The 22,009-nt window shown below is 45.1% G+C and carries 23 protein-coding genes; 19 read left to right on the plus strand and 4 right to left on the minus strand.

What is annotated here, in order from left to right; all coding sequences use genetic code 11:
* Nucleotides 1–73: 73 nt before the first annotated feature.
* The 11 genes from HB364_RS06540 (at nt 74) to rpiB (ending at nt 9,363) form a co-directional block, all read left to right on the plus strand.
* Entirely contained in the window at nt 74–973 is a 900-nt protein-coding gene (locus HB364_RS06540; RefSeq protein WP_167287060.1) for a glycosyltransferase, read from the plus strand.
* A 35-nt stretch (nt 974–1,008) separates the two neighbouring features.
* Entirely contained in the window at nt 1,009–1,908 is a 900-nt protein-coding gene (gene meaB / locus HB364_RS06545; protein ID WP_167287061.1) for a methylmalonyl Co-A mutase-associated GTPase MeaB, read from the plus strand.
* A 52-nt stretch (nt 1,909–1,960) separates the two neighbouring features.
* On the plus strand, nt 1,961–2,647 hold the full coding sequence (locus HB364_RS06550) for a class I SAM-dependent methyltransferase (protein WP_167287062.1): 687 nt from the start codon (nt 1,961–1,963) through the stop codon (nt 2,645–2,647).
* Between the two features lie 229 nt (nt 2,648–2,876).
* Nucleotides 2,877–3,503, plus strand: coding sequence for a hypothetical protein (locus HB364_RS06555; protein WP_167287063.1), 627 nt, complete (start codon nt 2,877–2,879; stop codon nt 3,501–3,503).
* Nucleotides 3,504–3,522: 19 nt separating this feature from the next.
* Complete coding sequence (locus HB364_RS06560) at nt 3,523–4,191, plus strand: hypothetical protein (RefSeq protein WP_167287064.1); 669 nt, start codon at nt 3,523–3,525, stop codon at nt 4,189–4,191.
* Between the two features lie 3 nt (nt 4,192–4,194).
* Nucleotides 4,195–5,241 (plus strand): sensor histidine kinase, encoded by a 1,047-nt coding sequence (locus tag HB364_RS06565; protein WP_167287065.1) that lies wholly within the window; start codon nt 4,195–4,197, stop codon nt 5,239–5,241.
* A complete protein-coding gene (locus HB364_RS06570) occupies nt 5,238–5,936 on the plus strand; it encodes a LytR/AlgR family response regulator transcription factor (RefSeq protein WP_167287066.1) in 699 nt (232 codons plus the stop codon). The genes HB364_RS06565 and HB364_RS06570 overlap by 4 nt, the downstream gene beginning before the upstream one ends.
* Nucleotides 5,937–5,998: 62 nt before the next feature.
* Entirely contained in the window at nt 5,999–6,577 is a 579-nt protein-coding gene (gene gmk / locus HB364_RS06575) for a guanylate kinase (RefSeq protein ID WP_167287067.1), read from the plus strand.
* A 63-nt stretch (nt 6,578–6,640) separates the two neighbouring features.
* Entirely contained in the window at nt 6,641–7,918 is a 1,278-nt protein-coding gene (locus tag HB364_RS06580; protein WP_167287068.1) for a hemolysin family protein, read from the plus strand.
* 119 nt (nt 7,919–8,037) lie between these two features.
* Complete coding sequence (tatC, locus tag HB364_RS06585) at nt 8,038–8,892, plus strand: twin-arginine translocase subunit TatC (protein WP_167287069.1); 855 nt, start codon at nt 8,038–8,040, stop codon at nt 8,890–8,892.
* Nucleotides 8,893–8,907: 15 nt separating this feature from the next.
* Complete coding sequence (rpiB, locus tag HB364_RS06590; protein ID WP_167287070.1) at nt 8,908–9,363, plus strand: ribose 5-phosphate isomerase B; 456 nt, start codon at nt 8,908–8,910, stop codon at nt 9,361–9,363.
* Nucleotides 9,364–9,461: 98 nt separating this feature from the next.
* Here rpiB and HB364_RS06595 read toward each other — a convergent pair whose 3' ends face one another.
* Together HB364_RS06595 and HB364_RS06600 are read right to left on the minus strand one after the other, a co-directional pair.
* Entirely contained in the window at nt 9,462–10,436 is a 975-nt protein-coding gene (locus HB364_RS06595; protein WP_167287071.1) for a deoxyhypusine synthase family protein, read from the minus strand.
* 109 nt (nt 10,437–10,545) lie between these two features.
* Nucleotides 10,546–10,998, minus strand: coding sequence for a hypothetical protein (locus tag HB364_RS06600; protein ID WP_167287072.1), 453 nt, complete (start codon nt 10,996–10,998; stop codon nt 10,546–10,548).
* A gap of 255 nt (nt 10,999–11,253) precedes the next feature.
* On the opposite strand from HB364_RS06600, the gene HB364_RS06605 reads away from it, so the two are divergent.
* From HB364_RS06605 to asnB, 4 genes are all read left to right on the plus strand, one after another.
* The gene (locus tag HB364_RS06605; RefSeq protein WP_167287073.1) at nt 11,254–11,850 is read left to right on the plus strand and encodes an acyl carrier protein phosphodiesterase; all 597 of its coding nucleotides are present in this window, start codon (nt 11,254–11,256) and stop codon (nt 11,848–11,850) included.
* 193 nt (nt 11,851–12,043) lie between these two features.
* Nucleotides 12,044–12,616, plus strand: a complete 573-nt coding sequence (locus HB364_RS06610; protein ID WP_167287074.1) for a DUF2911 domain-containing protein — start codon at nt 12,044–12,046, stop codon at nt 12,614–12,616.
* A 26-nt stretch (nt 12,617–12,642) separates the two neighbouring features.
* On the plus strand, nt 12,643–13,278 hold the full coding sequence (locus HB364_RS06615) for a DUF2911 domain-containing protein (protein WP_167287075.1): 636 nt from the start codon (nt 12,643–12,645) through the stop codon (nt 13,276–13,278).
* Nucleotides 13,279–13,384: 106 nt separating this feature from the next.
* Nucleotides 13,385–15,232 (plus strand): asparagine synthase (glutamine-hydrolyzing), encoded by a 1,848-nt coding sequence (gene asnB / locus HB364_RS06620; RefSeq protein WP_167287076.1) that lies wholly within the window; start codon nt 13,385–13,387, stop codon nt 15,230–15,232.
* Nucleotides 15,233–15,264: 32 nt separating this feature from the next.
* Here asnB and HB364_RS06625 read toward each other — a convergent pair whose 3' ends face one another.
* Nucleotides 15,265–15,696, minus strand: coding sequence for a hypothetical protein (locus tag HB364_RS06625; protein ID WP_167287077.1), 432 nt, complete (start codon nt 15,694–15,696; stop codon nt 15,265–15,267).
* Between the two features lie 364 nt (nt 15,697–16,060).
* Here HB364_RS06625 and HB364_RS06630 point away from each other — a divergent pair, with 364 nt between their 5' ends.
* The 4 genes from HB364_RS06630 to HB364_RS06645 are packed head-to-tail and all read left to right on the plus strand — an operon-like array spanning nt 16,061 to nt 19,129.
* A complete protein-coding gene (locus HB364_RS06630; protein WP_167287078.1) occupies nt 16,061–17,203 on the plus strand; it encodes a cystathionine gamma-synthase in 1,143 nt (380 codons plus the stop codon).
* A 10-nt stretch (nt 17,204–17,213) separates the two neighbouring features.
* Nucleotides 17,214–17,849, plus strand: coding sequence for a LysE family translocator (locus HB364_RS06635; protein WP_167287079.1), 636 nt, complete (start codon nt 17,214–17,216; stop codon nt 17,847–17,849).
* A gap of 32 nt (nt 17,850–17,881) precedes the next feature.
* Nucleotides 17,882–18,661, plus strand: coding sequence for a TIGR02757 family protein (locus tag HB364_RS06640; protein WP_167287080.1), 780 nt, complete (start codon nt 17,882–17,884; stop codon nt 18,659–18,661).
* 12 nt (nt 18,662–18,673) lie between these two features.
* Nucleotides 18,674–19,129: a RidA family protein gene (locus HB364_RS06645; protein WP_167287081.1), complete on the plus strand. Its 456-nt coding sequence runs from the start codon at nt 18,674–18,676 to the stop codon at nt 19,127–19,129.
* Between the two features lie 71 nt (nt 19,130–19,200).
* Here HB364_RS06645 and HB364_RS06650 read toward each other — a convergent pair whose 3' ends face one another.
* Nucleotides 19,201–21,990: an outer membrane beta-barrel protein gene (locus HB364_RS06650; protein ID WP_167287082.1), complete on the minus strand. Its 2,790-nt coding sequence runs from the start codon at nt 21,988–21,990 to the stop codon at nt 19,201–19,203.
* Nucleotides 21,991–22,009 lie beyond the last annotated feature (19 nt).

A 22,009-nucleotide genomic window follows, 5' to 3' on the forward strand; every position in this document is an offset into this window, starting at 1 on the left:
TAACTGAGTGGCAAATGTGAGAAATTATTTGGAAATAATGCAAATCAGAATAATTTTGGTCAAAACTGACCGAATGAAGATTAGTGGTTTTTCTTATGTGCGGAATGGGTTTATTTATGATTATCCTTTTCTTGAATCTATACAATCCATATTACCCATATGTGATGAGTTTATTATGGTGGTTGGAGATTCGGTAGATGGTACAAGGGAGGCCATTGAAGGACTGAACAGTCCCAAGATCAGGATCGTAGATAGTGTATGGAAAGAGGAAGACCGCGAGAAGGGATATATTTTTTCCCAGCAGGCCAATATTGGATTAGCTCATGCTACCGGCGACTGGGCTTTTCATATACAGGCAGATGAGGTGGTGCATGAAAAAGACCTGCCGGGCATACGACAGGCACTGATTGATTATAAGGATGACGAGAGAGTGGAAGGTTTCCTGTTCCATTTTATCAATTTCTTTGGAGACTATAAGCACTATGGCCCCTCGCGGCGGTTTCATAATAAGGAAATACGTATTATACGGAATAATCCCCATATCCGGTCGTACCGTGACTCACAGGGATTCAGGAAGTTTGAGCATCCCGGAAACCAACATGAGGAGAAAGGGAATAAGCTGCATGTGAAACAACTGGACGCTACTATTTTCCATTACAGTTATGTAAAGAACCCGGAACAGCAACTTAAAAAGCAACTTGAGTTTGTGAAGCGCTATATTAAGGATGATGAAGCGCTGAATAAGTTTGCCGAAAGATGGAAGAACGGATTTAACTATAATAATATTGATATATTGGAGCCTTATACAGGACCTCATCCTTCTGTGATGAAAAGCCGGATAGAAAAGCAGGATTGGGAGTTTAAGTATGACCGGCGTGAGAGCAATATGTCTTTTAAAGAGAAGCTGTTGTACTTTATCCAAAAGAAGACGGGGAAACAGTTATTTACTTATAAGAATTACCGCATTATTTGAATAATAAGCCTGATTTTGTTACTAACCGCACCAGTGTGCTTAAACAGATAGCGCAGGATATTCTGCAAAAGAATATTAAATCGCTGGCGCGCGGTATTTCCTACATTGAAAATGAAGTGCCGGGATACGAATTGCTGCTGGAGTCGCTGCCTGCTGCTCCCGGCATTCCTGTTATTGGTATTACAGGTCCGCCCGGAGCGGGTAAAAGCACACTTGTTGACGCCCTGATCGGAGAATTGGTAAAGCGGCAAAAGACGGTAGCAGTGCTGTGTGTAGACCCTTCCTCGCCTTTTAATATGGGCGCCCTGCTGGGCGACCGGATACGTATGAGCGCCTGGTACCAAAACCCGCAGGTGTTTATCCGTAGTCTGGCCACGAGGGGCTCACTGGGTGGCTTGCATCCCAAAGTAATTGAGATCACTGATCTGCTGAAGCTGGCAGCTTTTGATTATATCATTGTGGAAACAGTGGGTGTGGGTCAAAGTGAAGTGGAAATAGCCGGTCTGGCCGATATAACGGTGGTGGTGCTGGTGCCTGAGGCAGGTGATGAGGTGCAAACGATGAAAGCCGGCCTGATGGAGATTGCAGATATTTTTGTGGTGAATAAAGCCGACAGGCCGGATGCTGAACTTTTTGCACGCAACCTGCGATCGCTCCTGGTATCTGATGTGATAGCCGATGCAAAGCCTGTACCTGTTATTAAAACGGTGGCTTCTTCTAAAGAGGGTGTAGCCGAGTTGATGGAGATCATCGTGCAGGAAGGAGCAGACTGGCACAATAATAACAAAAAGATATGGCTGCTGGCCGAAAGAGCGTACGAACTGATTCAGCGAAAAAGAATGAAAGATGTAGATAAACATATACTGAAGGAAAGTATTGAAGCGCTGGTGAAGCAAGGTGATTTTAATTTATACAGGTTTATTCAGCAGTTTTAAGTCAAAATATTATAGCTTAGCCTGGTTTTCGAAAAAATAAATATACCCTGACATGGATAGGCAGACAATTTTACAAGCCTTATTAAATCAAAAAAAATTAAAAAATTACCTGGAGATAGGTGTGTTTAACGGTCATATTTTCTTCCGGATCAACAGTAATTTCAAAGTAGCGGTGGACCCCGATTTTCGTTTTGATACTTTGCGGAAGATTGGCAAAACAATTCTTAATCCCTACAATATTTTTAATCAGTATTTCGAAAAGACCAGTGATGCTTTTTTTGAGGAGGACGCTGCCAGGGTTTTTGCTGATAAAAAGATAGAGCTGTCTTTAATAGATGGCATGCATGAATATGCTTACGCTTTACGGGATATTGAAAATACACTCAGTTACCTGACGCCGAATGGTGTTATTGTTATTCATGACTGTAATCCTTTAACAAAGGCAGCAGCCAGTTCTTTTGCTGAGTGGGAAGCCCGTAATTTTGCAGACACCTGGAATGGAGATGTATGGAAAGCCATTCTTTACCTGCGTTCTGTAAGAAAGGACGTGAATGCGTTTGTGCTGGATTGTGACCATGGATTGGGAATAGTTACTTATGGCACACCTGAGCGGGGGTTGTCTTTTACGCCCGATCAGATAGCCCGTTTTACCTATGAAGATTTCAATAAGAACCGGGCTGAATGGTTAAACCTTAAGCCTGCCGATTATTTCTATACCCATTTTGGATTAAGTAGATAGATCTTCAAGCATACTCTCCCTGCCGGCTATTGATCAGTAATAGCTTTTTTGAAGCATAATGACCGGCAGGGAGCTTGTTTTCATCCTGCACGGTCTGCTTCTGCCAGACCTTCTTGCCCCGCCATTTTTGTTAGCACTTCTATTGTTCACCGTTCTGATTTGTACGTTTACCGAATTGGTTTTACCCAACCTGCCGGCGCGGGTAGTTTTGATCTATAAATTATAATTCATGAAAAAAGTATTAACGGCTGCCATACTGGTTGCCATTGTCACACTGAGCGGATGCCTTTCTGCTGTGCATCCGCTCTTTACAGAAAAGGACCTGGAGTTTGATCCCAAATTGGTAGGTTCCTGGCGGGGAGGTCCTGAAGATGAGGTACTTACTTTCCAGCAGGGTACACCCGAAAGTTTTGCCAACCTGCCGGAAGGCTTGCAGCAGTTGGCCGGTAAGGCCTACGTACTTACGGTAACCAGCCGGGAGACCGGCGAAGAGATGGCTAAATTTTATGCTTTCCTGGCACGTATCGGAAAACATGTGTACCTGGATTATTACCCTGCAGAAACAAAGGCACAGAGGGGGCATCCTGAGTTCTACAAAAACAATTTTATGCCGATGCACAGCTTCTTCCGGTTACAACCTGGCAGAGACGGTAAGACGATCACCATCAGTCAATTTTCCGACAGTTACCTGCGTAAGCTGATCACCGAAAAGAAAATACGCATCCGGCATGAGGTAAGTTATACTGGCGATTATGTGATCACAGCACCCACAGAAGAATTGCAGCAATATGTACTCAAATACAGTGATGTGGATGAAGCCTACAACGAGAATAAGACTTATAGCAGGATACAATAACTACCCTAAACTTTTTTATATGCAAAAGATATTAATGCTGATTATTAGTGTAACGTTTATACTGGCCCAACCGGCCTGTGTTACCAGCCTTCAACCATTGGCGACTCCTGGCACCATGATTATGGATAAACGATTATCCGGGGAATGGAACGACGGAAAAACGGCGATGAGCATCCAACCCCTCGTTGAAAGCAATATTCTGAGAGAGGATGACGGAAGCAGAAAACTGCCACTGGGAGAAACGGAAGAAGAGATAGCTTTTAACTCAAAAACCTATCTCATTACGATTAAGCAAAAGGACATAGACTATTTAATGATAGGCGCCCTTAGTAAGATCAATGACCAGCTTTTTGTAGATATCATGTCATTGGGGGGAAAACATCCCCAAAAACCGGAAGAGAAAGGTACAGTATTCGAATTCTCGGAGAACTACCTGCGCACCTTTAGTATTGCGAAGCTCGAATTCGCAGGCGATAGCCAAGTTGTCATTAAATACCTTAACGGAGATTTCATAAAAGAACAGGTGAGTAAGGGCAATCTCCGGCTAAAGCATGAAAAAGATAACCTGTTCGATTCATTCCTGATCACTGCTTCTTCCTTTGAGTTAAAGCAGTTTCTGGAAAAGTATGGCCATGACGAAAGGTTATATTTGAAAGAAAAATCAACCATTTTAACCAGAAAAGGATAATGCATGATGATGAATAAAGGCCGTTGGTTATATCATCCCCTGTTCCGGTTATTACAGCACCTGGTTTTCTGGGTGCTGTCTTACGTGGTATTTGTGCAACTTTTTAAAACGGGCATACGTCCAGAAAAGATAGATTATATTTATTCGGGCCTGTTCCATGGTACTCTTATTCCGGCTGCATATATTAACCTGGGATGGCTGCTGCCCCGGCTGGCCAATTACCGCCGCTGGGGTTGGTATGTGCCGGCTGTTGTGCTGTTAGTGGTATTGTTCAGTTGGTTGAATTATTCATTCTTCCAAAATTGGTCGAAGTATATACTGCCCGATTATTTTTTTATTTCCTATTTCACGGTATGGGAAGTGAGCCTTTTTTTTGTGGTATACCTGGCTATTACTTCCCTGCTGAAGTTGTCGCGGTCCTGGTTTGTGGTGAATGACCTGCAACGGCGCCTGCTGCAGATGGAAACAGAAAAGGTACAGGTAGAGCTGAAGGCTTTGAAAGCGCAGGTAAATCCGCATTTCTTTTTCAATACGCTGAATGGTATTTATTCCATGACGCTGGATAAAGATGAGCGGCTACCACAGACTATTTTGCAACTTTCGCACCTGATGCGGTATTTCCTGTATGAATCCGGGGAAGATTTTGTGCCGCTGGAAAAGGAATGGCAGATCGTGGAAGATTATATTGCTTTGCAGCGTATACGTTCCAATGAGCAATTGCAATTGGAAAAGAAGGTGGAAGGGGAGATAGAACAGCAGCGCATAGCCCCGCTGTTATTGGTAACTTTCCTGGAAAACGCGTTTAAGCATGGCGCCAAAGGCAATACGGGAGCCGTGAGCATACGACTGTTGTTGCAGGTATTGCCGGACATCATTCGCTTTGAAGTACAAAATACCCGTGGACAGGTAGATGAAGCTTACTCCCACCATAAAGGTGTGGGGCTTGAAAATGTACGGCGGAGGTTGGAATTGCTGTATCCCGGAAAGCATGCATTACTGTTCCGCGAAACTGCCCATGATTTTATTGTAACCCTTGAACTGAAGGTATGAGTACACTCTATCGCTGCCTGGTGGTGGAAGATGAACCACTGGCGCAAAATGTGCTGAAAAAATATATCGGGGAACATCCCCTGCTGGAGCTGGCGGCTGTTTGCTCAGATGCTGTGGAAGCGCAGCAATGGCTGGCAAGGCAGCAGGCGGCTATTGTATTCCTGGATATCAATTTGCCGCGCTTATCGGGCATTAGCTTCTTAAAAAGCCTTTCCCGACCCCCGCTGGTCATCTTTACTACGGCCTATCCTGAGTTTGCTGCAGAAGGTTTTGAGCTGGATGCCATAGATTACCTGGTGAAGCCTTTTTCTTTTGAGCGTTTCCTCAAGGCCGTTAATAAAGCACTGGAGAAGCTGGAACGGAAAGAGTCAGGGAGCGCCTTGGCTGCTACTTCTATTTTTATTAAGGCGGATAAGAAAGTGTATAAGGTAAACCTGGCAGATATCCTGTATATAGAAGCGCTGGATGATTATGTGAAAGTGGTCACCACCCAGGGTCATTACCTGGTACATGATACGCTGAAGAGCCTGCAGGAGGAACTACCGGCAGAGCAGTTTATGCGGGTGCATAAGAGTTATATCATAGCCAGTAATAAGATCGTATTTATTGAAGGCAATTATGTCAAGATCGGGGAAAAGGATATCCCGATAGGGGCTTCTTACCGGGAAGCCGTATTTGCGCGGCTGAAAATCTGAAGTCTGGGCCGGAAGTCGGAAAGTCCGGTTTTTTTGGCTTTCTTTGCAGTTTTATTTTAGCTATGTCCTTTAATCCCGGTAATAAAATACTCATTATTACTGCCCCTTCCGGAGCAGGTAAAACCTCTATTACCAGGCATTTATTACAACATTTCCCCCAACTGGCCTTTTCCGTGTCTGCGGCTACCCGTGAGGCGCGGGGCAATGAAAAGGACGGGGCGGACTATTATTTTATGAGCGTGGAGGATTTCCAGCAGAAGATCCGCGACCAGCAGTTTGTAGAATGGGAAATGGTGTATGAGGGCAAGTATTACGGTACCCTGAAGTCGGAACTGGACCGTATATGGGCCAATAACCAGGTACCGGTACTGGATATTGACGTAAAAGGGGCCATCCACGTGCAACAACAATACCCCAATACCACGTTATCTGTTTTTATAGAACCTCCCTCCGTAGACGAATTAAAGCGCCGCCTGGAGTCCCGGGGCACCGAAACTGCCGAAAGCCTGCAGGCCCGGGTCAATAAGGCTTCTTATGAGATTTCTTTCAAGCATCATTTTCACCGTATTGTGGTGAATGCCCAACTGGATAAGGCCCGGGAAGAGGCTATGGGAATTGTAAGGGACTTTTTAGAAATATGATGGGCTATCTTCTCCAATAAGTTATGTAATCCATCGTTCTTTTTATAAATTCGTATCCCAAGTATGAGTTTAGTAGTTATAATACTTATTGCACTGGCTTTTTTCTTTCTTGCCTGGTTTTCGGGTGTTGAAGTGGCATTCACTTCGGCTAACCGCCTGAATATTGAACTGAAAAAGAAACAGGGTTCTGCCAGCAGTGTATTGTTGAGCAGCCTGTTTGACAATCCCTCCCGTTTTATCGGCGTTAATATCGTTGGGTTTAATTTTTTCCTGGTAGTGGCAGTCCTGTTGGGCAGCACCTACTGGAATATGGCCATTCCCTGGAAAAGGTTCGACAGCTATGTAATGGCCTACCTGGTGCCCATCAGGCTGGTGCTGGAAATTATTCTTTCCTGGTTGCTGATCATTATCCTGGGGGAGTGTATCCCGAAAGCGATTTTCAAGGCAAAGGCTGATAGCTTGCTGTCCTTTTCGGCCCGAACGGGTTTGCTGGGGCTGGCCGATCAGTTCTTCAACTGGATAAGTGTGCTGTTTGTAAAGATCTCCATCTTCGTGCTCAATATTATTTTCGATATGCGGATCGACAAGAAAAAGCCAGCTTTTTCCCGTGCCGATCTGGAGCAGTTCTTCAGCCAGAATAATGAACACCATAACCAAAGCCAGGACCTGAAAGCAGAATTGTTTGAAAATGCCCTTTCGCTGCCCAGGATCAAGGTAAGGGAGTGCCTGGTGCCCCGGAAAGAAATTGATGCCGTGGATATTAAACTCAGCGTGGAAGAAGTGCGGAAGACTTTTGTCAGTACCCGGCTTAGTAAGCTGGTAGTGTATGATGGGGATATAGACCATATCCTGGGATATGTACACCAACTGGACCTTTTTAAGCAGCCTGCCACCATAAAAGATATGTTGTTACCTATTCCGGCCATTCCGGAGAGTATGAGCGCTACCGACCTGATCAGCAAGTTCAGCAGGGAGCGTAAAAGTATTGCCTGGGTAGTGGATGAGTTTGGCGGAACGGCAGGTATTGTTACCATGGAAGATTTGCTGGAAGAGATATTTGGGGAGATTAAAGATGAGTTTGATGTGGAAGAGTTTGAAGATAAGCGGGTATCGGAAGATGAGTTTATCTTGTCTGGCAGGCTGGAACTGGACTACCTGAAGGAAAAATATGGCCTGGAGTTCCCGGATAATGATTCGGAGACCTTATCAGGTTTTATCATTCAGCAGCATGAAACGATCCCTAAGCTCAAGGAACGTATTATTATAGGTGATTATGAGTTTGAGGTAATGAATGTAAGTGACACCCGAATTGAAATGGTACGCCTGAAGCTCCTGAGATGATGCCGATTTTGTTTCGCAGGAATCCCAATCACTACATATTAACAAGCTTTCTTGCCCCACTCAACGTGAATAACCCGTACATTTGCCCCGCTTTTACCAAGTTATATCTGTATTAGTCAATGGCGTTATCGTTATTTAACAAGAGGAAGGCTGATAATCCGGAGATGACCTTTGTGGATCACCTGGAGGAGTTGCGCTGGCATATCATGCGCTCCCTGCTGGCGATTATCATAGGGGCCATTGTAATATTTGTTTATATAGATTGGGTCTTCACTAATATCATAGCCGGCCCTTTACAGGATAACTTCTTCACTTACACGGCTTTGTGTAAATTTAGCCGATGGATAGGTGCAGGTGATACACTGTGTTTGCCGCCGCCCAAAGTAAAAGAATTACAGGTTATTGCTTTCGGCTCCCAATTCATGAGCAGCATCACCATTGCTTTTGTGGGTGGTTTTGTTATTGCCTTTCCTTACATTTTCTGGGAATTCTGGCGCTTTATAAAGCCGGCCCTGAGTCCCAAAGAGTTGAAGAGCACCCGGGGTGCTATTGTCTTTGTTTCCATCTTCTTTTTCCTGGGGGTGGCTTTCGGCTATTTCCTGCTGGCTCCCTTTACCTTTAGTTTCCTGGCCAATTATACCATCGGTCTTAATAACATCCTGGTGACCAAGCCCACGCTGGCTGATTATATGGAGAACCTGGTAGATATTATTATCGGGTCGGCACTGGCTTTCCAGTTGCCCGTGATCTCCTACGTATTAACGCGTATAGGCCTTATTACTCCTAACTTCCTGAAAACCTACCGTAAATATGCCTATGTGGCCATCCTGGTCATTGCAGCTATTATTACACCTTCGCCCGACTGGATGAGTCAAATGATCGTTTTCCTGCCGCTGGCATTCCTGTATGAGTTCAGTATCCTGATTTCCAAGCGGGTATTTAAGCGGGAGGAAGAAAAAGCGAGAAATTTCTAATTCAATAAAATAAGTATGGCTTCTTCGTTCGATCTCACCAAACCGATTGCTATCGGCAGCGACCATGCCGGTTATGATTATAAAGTGGACCTGGTAAAATGGCTCAATGAAAACGGCTACCAGGTAAGTGATATGGGGGTGTATGAAAACAAGTCAGTAGATTATCCTGATTACGCGCATCCTGTGGCAGAAGCGGTGGAGAAAGGGGAAGCGGCTTTTGGCATCCTGCTGTGCGGCAGCGCCAACGGGGTATGTATTACGGCCAATAAACACCAGGGCATCCGGGCCGGTCTGTCCTTTCAGACAGATGTTGCCCAACTGATCCGCCAGCATAATGATGCGAATATTATCTGTATTCCTGCCCGTTTTGTGGCTGTGGAGTATGCTAAACAAATGGTGGATATTTTTATCAATACCCCTTTTGAAGGTGGCCGCCACCAGACACGGGTGAATAAGATCGCCTGTAGTTAATTTGAAAATATGGTAATTTGAAAATTTGATAATGAGAAATGCCTCAAGTTGTAGTCGCTACAGCTTGAGGCATTTTGTTTTATAAGTTGTTTTTTAAATTACCAGCCTAAGAGGTAGGCGAAGATCAGTGGCGCTACAATGGTGGCGTCACTTTCCACGATGAATTTAGGCGTATTGATGTCCAGCTTACCCCAGGTGATCTTCTCATTGGGCACGGCGCCGGAATAAGAACCATAAGAAGTAGTGGAATCGGAGATCTGGCAGAAATAGCTCCAGAAAGGTACATCATGCCACTCCAGGTCCTGGTACATCATAGGTACTACGCAGATAGGGAAATCACCGGCAATACCACCGCCGATCTGGAAAAAGCCCACGCCTTTACCACTGCTGTTTTGCCTGTACCAGTCGGCCAGCCATACCATGTATTCGATACCATTTTTTACGGTAGTGGCTTTCAGTTGTCCTTTGATCACATAGCTGGCAAAGATGTTACCAGTAGTGCTATCCTCCCAACCCGGAACCACGATGGGAATATTCTTTTCCGCCGCAGCTACGATCCAACTGTCTTTGGGATCAATTTCATAATATTCTTTTAACACACCGCTCAGTACTACCTGGTATAAAAATTCGTGGGGAAAGTAACGTTCGCCTTTGGCTTCTGCATCGTTCCATACTTTTACCAGGTGCTTTTGTAAGCGTCGGAATGCTTCTTCTTCGGGAATACAGGTATCGGTAACACGGTTATAATGATTTTCCAGCAGGTCCCATTCATCCTGGGGAGTCAGGTCACGGTAATTGGGTACCCGCTTATAGCTTTTGTGGGCCACCAGGTTCATCACATCCTCTTCCAGGTTGGCGCCGGTGCAGGAAATGATCTGTATTTTATCCTGACGTATCATTTCTGCCAGGGAAATACCCAGTTCAGCCGTACTCATGGCTCCGGCGAGGGTAACCATCATTTTACCACCTTCCAACAGGTGTGTTTCATATCCTTTGGCAGCATCTATCAGCGCAGCCGCATTAAAGTGACGGTAGTGATGTTGGATAAACTGTGAAACAGGTCCTTTAGCCATGATAGTCAGAATTTTTTGTGGCGGCAAAGTTAGCATAATAAAAACAAAGGTGAGCCATCTTCGGATGACCCACCTTTTTCTTTCCAACTAAAACCAACTTAAAAAACCGTTATAAAGTAGCTTTCTTTTCTTTCTTGAATACTTCCCATCCAATGGAGCCACTTGACTTGAGTACTACGCTTCTATCACCATTTTGCAGTGTAACATAATAACTTGTGCTGTTGTTGGCGGCCATTTCAAACAGATCGGTAATCCAATATTCGCCGTAGGTTTTCTTCAGATCGGCCAGCAGGTTGATGGGCAACTGGGCAGATATGATATTGCGGGTTACTGCTACCAATTCTCCTTCTTTTGAATAATAAGCATACATTACCTGGTCATTCATCCTGAAGGTTGCCCTGGCAAACTGTTTACCATTGTCCCAGCTTACATCCTGGGCACTGGCAAAGTCTTTTTTAAAGGCGTTAACTACTTGTTGGCTTACATTTTCTGTGGGGTTGGCAAAAGAGGAAGTAATTCCTACAGTTAACAATAACGCCCATACTAACATCATCTTTTTCATGGTATACTATTTTTACTTTTTATTGATTGGGTCTCTGACGCTTCACTTTCAAATGCCCTTCACTATATACGACGCAGGCTTTTTTCAAATGTTACAGCTTAGCGGATAAATTCTTTGTGTTTAAAACCCGCTTTTCAATTGTTGTCTGCTATTGCCATTCATCACAAAATTTTAACTCTTTTAACAAACGTTCTGCTTCAGAAAGCATGTTAAAATCCTGTAAATTGTAATATAATACCTCAATACCGACATTTTGTGAATTACCTGGCGCATGCATACCTTTCTTTTAACGACCCGGCTGTACTGGCTGGCAATCTCTTCAGCGATTTCGTAAAAGGAAAGAAACAATTTGATTATCCGGCGGGGGTGCATGCCGGCATTGTATTACACAGGGCCATTGATACTTTTACTGATGAGCATCCCACTACGGCAGCAGCCAAAGAAATTTTCCGTTCCCGTTACCGGCTGTATAGCGGCGCTTTTGTAGATGTAGTGTACGATCATTTCCTGGCCAATGACAGGCAGCAGTTTACCGGCAACAGGCTATTTGAATTTTCACAGGAAGTATATACCATGCTGGATCAATACGTGTCCCTATTCCCGGCGCCCTTTAGGGAGATGTATCCCTATATGAAACAGTATAACTGGTTATATGGCTACCGCCAGCGCGTGGGCATTGAGCATAGCTTTGAGGGAGTAGTACGGCGGTCGGCCTACCTTACTGAAGGCCACACGGCATTTAGACTGTTTGAAGAGAACTATGATGAATTACAACGATGCTATGAAAGCTTTTTTCCTGCATTGAAAGCCTTTGCATGGACTACTTTTGAAAGCCTAAATAGCAAAAAATAGTTTAATCTGTTTTTAATCGTATTAACAGAGGGCTAATACCAGCCAGAGAGTCTATTTTAAGAACATGCCTTATGTAAATGAACCGGAAAACCGGCAATACCTGAACGGCATTGATGTAGGCACCGTCCATCCTGTAAAAACCATTAAGTTCCATTGTAATCTGTTATTTTTGCCGCTTTAAATAATGAAGGATATGAAGCAAGTGGTGACTTTATTTTTTCTGTTAACATATTATGTATCGGTATCATTGGCCCAGTTTAAATCGCCATCTCTCGATAAATCACCTATGGACATGGCTTATTATCCGGTAAACTACCCGGTACTGAAGATCCAAAACAAGCTGAATGAGCCTTTGATGGCCAGGGTCATCTACAGCCGGCCACTCAAAAATGGCCGCCCGGTTTTTGGAGAACTGATAGAATATGGCCAGCTATGGCGGCTGGGGGCTAATGAGGCTACTGAGATAGAACTATATAGGGATGTTAAGTTTGGTGATAATAAGCTGAAGAAGGGACGTTATACCATGTATGCGATTCCCTGGCAGGATAAATGGACGATCATATTTAACAAGGAAACAGATATCTGGGGAGCTTTTCAATATGATGTGAAGAAAGATGTGTTGAGATTAGATGTTCCGGTGGAAAAGCAGCCCGATCCGGCAGAGGCATTTACCATGCAGTTTGAAAAGGATTCAACAGGCATCAACCTGGTTATTATGTGGGACAATGTAAAGGCATTGGTGCCTTTTAATTTTCAGAGCAATTGAGCATAATTCTGTTATTTTTCATGTATATGCACAGACTTAATAAATATAAAGGCTTTTTGATCCTGGTTGGCTTATCCGGTATGTTATGGTCATGTGAGCAGAAAGCCGGCTCTGGCAGTAACCACGTGACTATTACTCCTTCCAAAGGCGTTTCAACCGAAACCCCTTTACCTGCCGGTGTTGATAAATCACCGATGGATATGGCTTATTACCCGGTTGATTATCCCAAACTGAAAATGGCCAAAAACGTGCAGGAGCCCTTGGTAGCCCGGGTTATCTACAGCCGGCCCCAAAAAAGCGGTCGCATTATTTTCGGCGATGTATTGAAATATGGTAGTCCCTGGCGGCTGGGCGCCAATGAAGCCACCGAAATTGAATTCTTTAAGGATATAATTGTCGAAAAGCAAAAGGTGGATAAAGGACGGTATGTACTGTATTGCATTCCTTTTGAAGATAAATGGACCCTCATATTGAACACCGACCTGTTCACGTGGGGGCTTAAAATAGATTCTACCAAAGACGTCTACAAGTTTACCATCCCTGTTAATAAGACCAACTATCCCTTCGAAGTATTTACCATGGAGTTTGAAAAGGCCGGCAAAGGTGCAGAACTCATTATGGAATGGGACAGTGTGCAGGCAAAATTGCCATTTACCTGGTAAAGACTATTGGTTTTAGATCTTTTGGCGCAACCTGAAGATTTCTATTACTTCCTGTGATCAGGAGCATTCCTTGACTTGTGCGCTGAACCTTGTATCTTGGGCTTCTATGTGTGGAATTGCCGGTATAATAGCTGCCAATCCGGCGCTGGTGTCGGTACAGCGTGCTAACAACATGACTGATGCCATTGCGCACCGTGGCCCCGATGGAGCAGCCTGTTGGCAGGCGCCGGGAGGACAGGTGATACTGGGACATCGCCGACTATCCATCATTGACCTTAGCGAATCAGCCGCCCAGCCCATGCACTACAGGGACCGTTATACCATTGTCTATAACGGGGAAATTTACAATTACCGGGAGTTAAGGGTAATACTGCAACAACAGGGATACAGCTTCAGGTCACAGTCTGATACAGAAGTGATCCTGGCAGCTTATGATGCATGGGGTACGGAATGCCTGCAGCAGTTTGACGGCATGTTTGCCTTTGCCCTCTGGGACGAAAAAGAGCAGCAACTGTTTGCTGCCCGCGACCGCTTTGGCGAAAAGCCCTTTTACTATTATACAGATAAAGAACAGTTCGTATTTGCCAGTGAAATGAAAGCCCTTTGGGCTGCCGGCATTGAAAAGAAGATGAATGAAAGGATGCTGTTCAATTACCTCACACTCGGTTATATTCAAAATCCCAAAGATTCGAGCGAAACTTTCTATAAGGATATTTACAAGCTGCCTGCCCGCTGTTTTCTGATCTGGGATGCACAACAGCATACCCTTACACAGCACAGCTATTGGGATATTGATCTTGATAAAACAGACACTGCTCTTCCTGAAGCGGAGGCGGCTGAGCAATTAGGCTCGCTTTTATCATTGTCTGTAAACCGGCGCTTACGCAGTGATGTACCGGTGGGTACCTCGCTCAGTGGCGGACTGGACAGCTCTTCTGTGCTGGCCTGTATTCAACAGGCCGGCGGGCAGCCGGCCAGCTTTCAAACCTTCTCGGCTACCTTTCCGGGCTTTGTTCGTGATGAATCAGAACGGATAGCATTAATGGCAGGCTACTTTGGCGTAACCAATCACCAGGTGCAACCCACTGCCCGCGACCTGATCAACGACTTTGAGCGCATTTGCCATCACCAGGAAGAACCTTTTCAGTCGGCCAGCATTGTGGCTCAATACAAAGTGTTTGAGCTGGCCAGGCAACAGGGCGTTACTGTATTATTGGATGGGCAGGGGGCCGATGAATTACTGGGTGGTTACTCAAAATATTATCCCTGGTACTGGCGGGAATTATACCGGCAAAACAAGCCATTGCTCCGGAAGGAACTGCAACAGGCGATACCGGCAGGACAGGAGGACCAGTGGAACTGGCGGCACAGGCTGGCAGCTCATCTGCCTCATTTTGCTGAAACCTGGCTGGAGCGGCAGCGTCGCCGGCAGCAACGTCGCCATGCAGATCTCAGTCCTGATTTCAGGGATGCCTTTGGCATATCTCATTATGCAATACCTCATGTGCCAACGCTCAATGGAGTGCTTTATTATAACACTTTTCTGAACGGGCTGGAAGAATTGCTGCAATATGCCGACCGTAATTCCATGGCGCATGGACGGGAAGTAAGGCTGCCTTTCCTTTATCACGAATTGGCTACCTTCATTTTTTCCCTGCCTGCCCGGTATAAAATACGCGACGGGTATACCAAATGGGTGTTGCGTAAAAGTATGGAACCCGTATTGCCCCCGGCTATCGTATGGCGAAAGGACAAGGTAGGCTTCGAACCTCCCCAGCAACTATGGATGCAGGATGAACCCGTAAAAGAATATATCCGGGAAGCACGCAGGGTACTGGTCAATAAAGGGGTATTGAGCCGGGCTGTATTGGATAAAAAAATTCAGCCGCAGGAAACCCATGCGGCTGATAACTTTGATTGGAGATACCTGGTGGCCGGAACCTTACTACGATAGACTATAGTGGCTGAACACGACCGGCCTCCCGGCTAACCTTTCTTGTATTTCTCAAAAACTTGTGTATTACCTGATTCGTCTACTTTCAGGGTAAACCAATGTTTCCCATCTTCCATCTTCACATAATAGGTAACATCATTGCCTGCGGTAACTTCTGTTACGCCAAACAGGTTTTTCTTCGGGTTATCCCTTTTGAGTTTATTAAAGATATTTAAAGGCAGCATCTGGGGTGAATAGTAACGGATGGAACTTAACATATTTCCTTCCTTGTCATAATTCACTTTGGAACGAATACCTGCACTTACAAAGCTAACGGTGAAGTAGTTTTCTGTTTCATCCCATTTTACTTCTTCGGCGTGGGTAAATGTTTCACGGAATGATTTCAATACCTTTTCATTTGGATCGTAAGCGTAAGCAGCAACTCCTAACAGAGCAGCGCAAATGATCATCAATACTTGTTTCATGGCTATACATTTTTAATTGTGAACTGAGTAACGAATATTTACGGCATAAAAGTATATCAGGCTTATACGGAAGGCAAGCCAATTGGTAAGGACGGAAGGTTCATGATAAGCAATACGAAGGATTTCGCACATCAAGGGCTTTTTTGTAGGGGGTAGGGAACTGTCAAATGCAGCACTGTAAAGGATTTCAGAAATGTTACAGCTTATTTTTAGTTTAAGGTTAAGCTTCTGTTAAACTGGAAATCCGGATTTGTGAGTGGCATATCAGGAGAAGTTTTGGGACTACCATGAGGATAAAAGGAACCGTTGATGACTGATAAATTCCGCATCTTTGCACTCGTAAATTTACCAATATTAATAAATTATGAAGCCAGCGACTAAGTTTATACATGCCGGAGCAGAACCTGATCCTTCCACCGGAGCTATTATGACCCCCATTTATCAGACTTCCACCTATGTTCAGGAAGCACCAGGCAAAAACAAGGGATATGAATATGCCCGCTCTCAGAACCCTACCCGCAAGGCTTTGGAAGAAGCACTGGCTGTTATTGAAAATGGTAAATATGGACTGGCTTTTAGCAGCGGTGTTGCAGCTACCGATGCAGTACTGAAATTATTAGCACCGGGTGATGAAGTAATAGCCGGTAATGATATGTACGGAGGCACCTATCGCCTGTTCACCAAAGTCTTTGAAAAGTTCGGTATCCGTTTCCGTTATGTTGATATGACCGATGTTTCGGCTATTGCCAATGCCATCACGCCCAATACCAAACTGATCTGGACAGAGACGCCTACCAATCCGCTGATGAACATCACGGATATTGAAGCGGTGACAGCCCTCGCCAAAAAACAGCACATCCTTGTTTGCGTGGATAATACCTTTGCTTCTCCCTACCTGCAAAACCCGCTCGACTTTGGGGCTGATATTGTTATGCATTCCTCCACCAAATACCTTGGTGGTCATAGCGATGTGATACAAGGCGCCCTCATTATGAATGATGCCGCTTTGCGTGAGCAACTGTATTTTATACAAAAAAGCTGCGGCGCCGTACCCGGGCCAATGGATTGCTTCCTGGTATTGCGGGGTATTAAAACCCTGCATGTGCGTATGCAGCGCCATTGCGAAAATGGAGAAAAGATTGCCCATTACCTGCGAAAACACCCCAAAGTAGGTAAAGTATACTGGTGTGGTTTTGAAGACCAGCCCGGCTATGCGGTGGCTAAAAAGCAAATGCGCGGCTTTGGCGGTATGATGAGCTTTACACTCAAAGATGATAGCCTGGAAACTGCCCTGAAAGTATTGTCATCTACTAAAGTATTTTCCCTGGCAGAAAGCCTCGGTGGAGTGGAATCCCTCATCAATCATCCGGCTTCCATGACACATGCTTCCATCCCAAGGGAGGAAAGGATCAAAAACGGCCTTAGTGATTCGCTCATCCGCCTGAGTGTGGGTATTGAGGATGTTGAAGACCTGATAGCGGACCTGGAGCAGGCAATCGGTAGCTAATACTTATACTATGATACCATTGAATGAACTGCTGATCTTTGCCCTGGCGGCGTTTGCGCTGGTAATAAGCCCTGGCCCCAACATGATCTATCTTATTTCGCGTTCTATAACGCAGGGACGTAGCGCAGGACTCATTTCCCTGGCAGGCGTGATCTGTGGCTTTTTATTCCATATCATATTGGTTTCCTTTGGGCTTACAGCCATCTTATTTGCTGTTCCTTATGCCTACACAGTGTTAAAGACCATGGGCGTTATTTATCTGCTGTACCTGGCCTGGCAGGCTATAAAACCGGGCAGCAAAGGCATTTTTGAAGCAAAGAAAGACCTGCCGGTAGATAGCCCGGCCAAATTATTCCGCATGGGCTTTCTGACCAATGTGCTTAATCCCAAAGTAGCCGTCTTTTACCTGTCTTTCTTTCCGCAGTTCATCAAACCGGCCTACGGCAATATACTCACCCAAAGCCTCACGCTGGGCATTACCCAGATGCTGGTCAGCTTTACGGTCAACTTCCTCATCGTACTTTCTGCCGCCCGGGTGGCTGTTTGGTTTGCCCGCAAGCCACAATGGATACGGATACAAAAATGGTTCATGGCCAGTGTATTGACCGCCCTTGCAGCAAAAATGGCGCTGGATAAAGGAAAGTAACAAATCAACAGGCAATAACAGATATTTGCAGCATGAGTGGCAAACCCAAAGACCTGTCTGATTTTTTCACCAGGAAAGCCAATGAGTACAATCAGCCCGATTTTATTAAGGCCGACCCTATCTGCATCCCTCATCTCTTTAACAAACAACAGGATATTGAAATTGCCGGGTTATTTGCTGCCATCTTTGCCTGGGGCAATCGTACCATTATCATTAAAAAATCAAAAGAGCTGTTGCAATTAATGGATCATGCACCGCATGATTTTATACTGAACCATACCGATAAAGACCTGCGCCGGCTGGAAGGTTTTAAACACCGTACCTTCAATACTACCGACCTGTTGTACTTCATCAGCTTCCTGCAATACCATTATTCCAACCACCCCTCCCTCGAATCTGCCTTTACAAAATGGATGTCGGCAGGAGATGAAACCATAGAACAGGCCCTTACCGGTTTCTATCATTATTTTTTCTCCCTGGAACATGTACCCGCCCGTACCCGCAAGCATATTGCTTCGCCCGAAAAGAACTCCTCTTGCAAACGGCTGAACATGTACCTCCGCTGGATGGTGCGTAAAGACAACCGGGGTGTTGATTTTGGTATATGGGAAAACATATCCGCCTCGCAACTGGTATGCCCCATTGATCTTCACGTGGCTCGTGTAGCCAAACGGTTTAAGCTGTTGGAGCGGGCCCCTGTTGACTGGCTGGCGGCACTGGAACTCACCAGCTATTTGAGAAAGCTGGATAAGAACGATCCGGCAAAATATGATTTTGCTTTATTTGGCCTGGGGGTAGTAGAGAAGTTTTAAAAACTCATCAATATGAAAAAAACAACTTTGAAGGCAGCAATCGTTTGTTGCCTGGCCTTATTGGCTATGGCTGTAAACGTTAATGGCCAGCAGAACAACATTACAAAAGAGAAATTCAACTGGGGGCGTGGTACCCAGGATACAACAGCCGGTTATGCGCAGGCGGTGAAAATAGATAATGTCATCTACATTTCCGGTACAGTAGCGAGGGATGTAAGTCCCGAAGGAATAAAACGCGTATATGAAGCCCTGGAGAAAACCTTACAGCATTATGGGGCTACCTTTCAGAACGTAGTAAAAGAAAACCTCTTTACAACCGATATGGAGGCCATGAAGAATTACAACAGCGTGCGCAAGGTATTTTATAAAGGCGATTTCCCGGCCGCCACCTGGATGCAGGTAAACCGCCTTTATATGCACGATGCCCGGTTGGAAATAGAGCTCATTGCTCATTTGCCTAAAAAATAACTGAGCTTAGCTACAAAAATAAAGGGGGTGGGTCGTCCCGTACTTTAGTCGGGACGGCTCACCTCCTTTATTTAAAATATAAACAATCCATTTTTGCCAAACTTCTGGTCGGTTCTGGGTGCTCCGAACTTCCGGATATTATACGTAAACGTCAATAGGAAATACCGTTGCAGAACAGTAGTTTGATTATCCTGGATATAATTTTCACGGGTTGTACGGCTCACACTGGTATTCTGGTTCAGCAGATCGTATACTGATAGCTTAAGCTGTCCTTTATCATCTTTAAGAAAGAGGTAATTAATGCCGGCATTCCAGCGCAGGTTGCTTTTCCGTACACCGGGCGCTGTTTGAGGATTATAACTGTAATCAATAGAGCTTTCCCATACAAAATGTTTGGGCAGGCGAATGATCACTTCCGAAGAGGAATTATGGGTCACCACTTCCAGGTCGGTGAAAGCATTGCTCTCATACAGGCTTTTGTTCCAGGTGATATTATAGCGCTGGTTTAATTCCAGTTTATCTTTCAGGTTGAATGATCCATTGAGGCCGGGCATCAGGCGCCAGTTTTTTACTTCGCTACGGTTACTGTTAACGATCACCAGGTTACGGTTGTAATTAGCCGCGAAGCTGCCTCTTAAAGAAAGCTGCCAACTGCTGTTGAACTTGAACTGTTTGCTGATATTCGTACTGGCCATAAAACGCCAGATACCATCGGCATTAACAGGCCGGGTCATCTGCACGCCTTTATCATCTACCGTCCGTTCTCTGATAACAGCATCCCGGTCAATGCTGCCACTGAGGTAAATGAAATAGTTCATATTACTCTTCGTATTGTATTTATTATACCGCAGGTTAAAGTTATGGGACTGGGTAGGCACCAGTGAAGGATTGCCCAGTTGCTGGTACAAAGTATTCGTATTATCCACTACTGGCTGCAGGTCTGTCGCCTGTGGTTCACGTACACTTACATCATAGTTGAAATACCACTCTTTAAACGATGCATTCAGGGTGGGTAACAGGTAGTTGAAACGTTGATTGATCGTAGGGTTTTTGGCAAACTCATTATCAATATTCAAAGTCTGGAAAGAAATGCCGGTTCCAATCGTCAGCTTTTTAATCTTCCAGTTCAATGAGCTCGTAGCTGTGCCACGCATGCCCTTTCGTTTAACCCCATTTGACAGGTCAGGATTGATCACATCATATTCTTCGCCTGAAGTGCCTTTATTATAAGTAGTCAATACGTCTTCATCTTTGAAATACTCAGTATTACCGGAAAGCCGGAGCTGAAGTGTTTTTGTAAGCGGTTCGCTGTAATTAACAGACAGGCTGGCGCGGAAATTATCAGCGTCCTGGTCGCGCAATTGATTCACAGTACGTTTGGATGTCGGAGCCTTATAAAAACTGTCGGTAATATCATTGAACTGGTTATTGCTGGCGTTATAAATAGTAAACCCATGCCCAATGGTCAGCAATCTATCCTTTTTCCGGAAGTTGCGGCTGTAATTCAGGCTATGGGAATAACCAATATCATTGCCTTCTACACGTTGGCTATTATTGCTTTCATTGAGCAGGGATTCATAATTGTTGGCGGAGGTGGAAAACTGGGTACGGTCCGATAAGTTCTTTTTTATATTTACCTGTGGGGCAAAACGCAGCGAAGAAAAAGAGTCTATCTTCCAGCGGAGATTGCTTCCTATACGGTGACTGTATTCATCCGATTCCTGGCGGGTGGTATTACGGGTGGTAAAGATCGTGTCGCGGAAAAACTGCTGTGTATTGCTAAGCTGGTCCAGCCGGTTATTGACCTGGCCATAGAAGTATTGCAGGTTGAGCGTTACCTTTTTGCCAAATTCATTATTAAGATTAAGGCCGGCGCCGGTACTCCGGGTGATGCCCTGCCCCATACCTCCAAAGGAAATACCATTTAATGCGAAACCACCGTCCGAATTAATAGCTACACTGTTAACGCCGGTGCGTTGAAATCCACCGGTCTGCATAATGTCTGATATACCAAATCCGGCCCTGTTAATGTTATTCGTGTAACCCAGCATGCTTACCTGCAGGGTATCGCGGAACATATTGATAATACCTCCTGCTTCGTACCGCTCATCCGTACCGGCGCCTGCATAGGCTTTGCCAAACCATCCTTGTTTGATGCTTTTCTTCAGCTTCAGGTTAATCACCTGGCCGAGCTGTGCTTTATTTATAAAAGGGTCCTGGTCCAGTTGTTCTTTATCATCCGCTACCTGCACCTTATCAATAATATTGGCGGGCAGGTTGCGGGTAGCTACCTTGGGATCGCCGCCGAAAAAGTCCTTGCCATCTACCAGGATGCGGTTCACGGTACGCCCATTCACCGTAATATTCCCGTCTTTATCTACATCTACCCCCGGCAGTTTTTTCAACAAGTCTTCTACCAGGGCTGTGGGCAAAGTCTTAAAAGCAGTGGCATTGAACTCAATGGTATCCTTCTTTACGCTTACGGGCGGTCGCTCCGCGGTGACGAGCACTTCTTCCAGCGACTGGGCATCGGGAATGAGCTTAAAAGTTCCCAGGTCCAACTGTGGCTGCGCGGCTGTCAGTTCAAATTCTTTTCTTACCACCCGGTAGCCGGAAAAGGAAATAACTGTCCGGCAGGGTATATTCAATGGAAGGCCAGGTACCCTGAACTCCCCCTGTGGATCACTTAGCCGGTAAGTAATAATGGAAGTATCTTTTGCCTGGAAAACAGTGATAGTGGCCAATGAAAGGGCTTGTTTGCCGGAAGAATCAACCAGCTTGCCTTTAATAGCACCTTTATCCTGTGCTGCCAGCTTTGTTACTGCTGTGAAAAAGCAGATCGTCAGTAAAATTGATCTCATAAGTTAGTCTACGAAGTTT

The organism is Paraflavitalea devenefica (genome assembly GCF_011759375.1).
GTDB lineage: Bacteria > Bacteroidota > Bacteroidia > Chitinophagales > Chitinophagaceae > Paraflavitalea > Paraflavitalea devenefica.

What these genes read in the sequence shown, in the direction of transcription:
- HB364_RS06540 (WP_167287060.1), top strand. Translation starts at nt 74, where the DNA reads ATGAAGATTAGTGGTTTTTCTTATGTGCGGAATGGGTTTATTTATGAT.
- HB364_RS06550 (WP_167287062.1), top strand. Translation starts at nt 1,961, where the DNA reads ATGGATAGGCAGACAATTTTACAAGCCTTATTAAATCAAAAAAAATTA.
- HB364_RS06555 (WP_167287063.1), top strand. Translation starts at nt 2,877, where the DNA reads ATGAAAAAAGTATTAACGGCTGCCATACTGGTTGCCATTGTCACACTG.
- HB364_RS06560 (WP_167287064.1), top strand. Translation starts at nt 3,523, where the DNA reads ATGCAAAAGATATTAATGCTGATTATTAGTGTAACGTTTATACTGGCC.
- HB364_RS06565 (WP_167287065.1), top strand. Translation starts at nt 4,195, where the DNA reads ATGATGATGAATAAAGGCCGTTGGTTATATCATCCCCTGTTCCGGTTA.
- HB364_RS06570 (WP_167287066.1), top strand. Translation starts at nt 5,238, where the DNA reads ATGAGTACACTCTATCGCTGCCTGGTGGTGGAAGATGAACCACTGGCG.
- gmk (WP_167287067.1), top strand. Translation starts at nt 5,999, where the DNA reads ATGTCCTTTAATCCCGGTAATAAAATACTCATTATTACTGCCCCTTCC.
- HB364_RS06580 (WP_167287068.1), top strand. Translation starts at nt 6,641, where the DNA reads ATGAGTTTAGTAGTTATAATACTTATTGCACTGGCTTTTTTCTTTCTT.
- tatC (WP_167287069.1), top strand. Translation starts at nt 8,038, where the DNA reads ATGGCGTTATCGTTATTTAACAAGAGGAAGGCTGATAATCCGGAGATG.
- rpiB (WP_167287070.1), top strand. Translation starts at nt 8,908, where the DNA reads ATGGCTTCTTCGTTCGATCTCACCAAACCGATTGCTATCGGCAGCGAC.
- HB364_RS06595 (WP_167287071.1), bottom strand. Translation starts at nt 10,436, where the DNA reads ATGGCTAAAGGACCTGTTTCACAGTTTATCCAACATCACTACCGTCAC.
- HB364_RS06600 (WP_167287072.1), bottom strand. Translation starts at nt 10,998, where the DNA reads ATGAAAAAGATGATGTTAGTATGGGCGTTATTGTTAACTGTAGGAATT.
- HB364_RS06610 (WP_167287074.1), top strand. Translation starts at nt 12,044, where the DNA reads ATGAAGCAAGTGGTGACTTTATTTTTTCTGTTAACATATTATGTATCG.
- HB364_RS06615 (WP_167287075.1), top strand. Translation starts at nt 12,643, where the DNA reads ATGCACAGACTTAATAAATATAAAGGCTTTTTGATCCTGGTTGGCTTA.
- asnB (WP_167287076.1), top strand. Translation starts at nt 13,385, where the DNA reads ATGTGTGGAATTGCCGGTATAATAGCTGCCAATCCGGCGCTGGTGTCG.
- HB364_RS06625 (WP_167287077.1), bottom strand. Translation starts at nt 15,696, where the DNA reads ATGAAACAAGTATTGATGATCATTTGCGCTGCTCTGTTAGGAGTTGCT.
- HB364_RS06630 (WP_167287078.1), top strand. Translation starts at nt 16,061, where the DNA reads ATGAAGCCAGCGACTAAGTTTATACATGCCGGAGCAGAACCTGATCCT.
- HB364_RS06635 (WP_167287079.1), top strand. Translation starts at nt 17,214, where the DNA reads ATGATACCATTGAATGAACTGCTGATCTTTGCCCTGGCGGCGTTTGCG.
- HB364_RS06640 (WP_167287080.1), top strand. Translation starts at nt 17,882, where the DNA reads ATGAGTGGCAAACCCAAAGACCTGTCTGATTTTTTCACCAGGAAAGCC.
- HB364_RS06645 (WP_167287081.1), top strand. Translation starts at nt 18,674, where the DNA reads ATGAAAAAAACAACTTTGAAGGCAGCAATCGTTTGTTGCCTGGCCTTA.
- HB364_RS06650 (WP_167287082.1), bottom strand. Translation starts at nt 21,990, where the DNA reads ATGAGATCAATTTTACTGACGATCTGCTTTTTCACAGCAGTAACAAAG.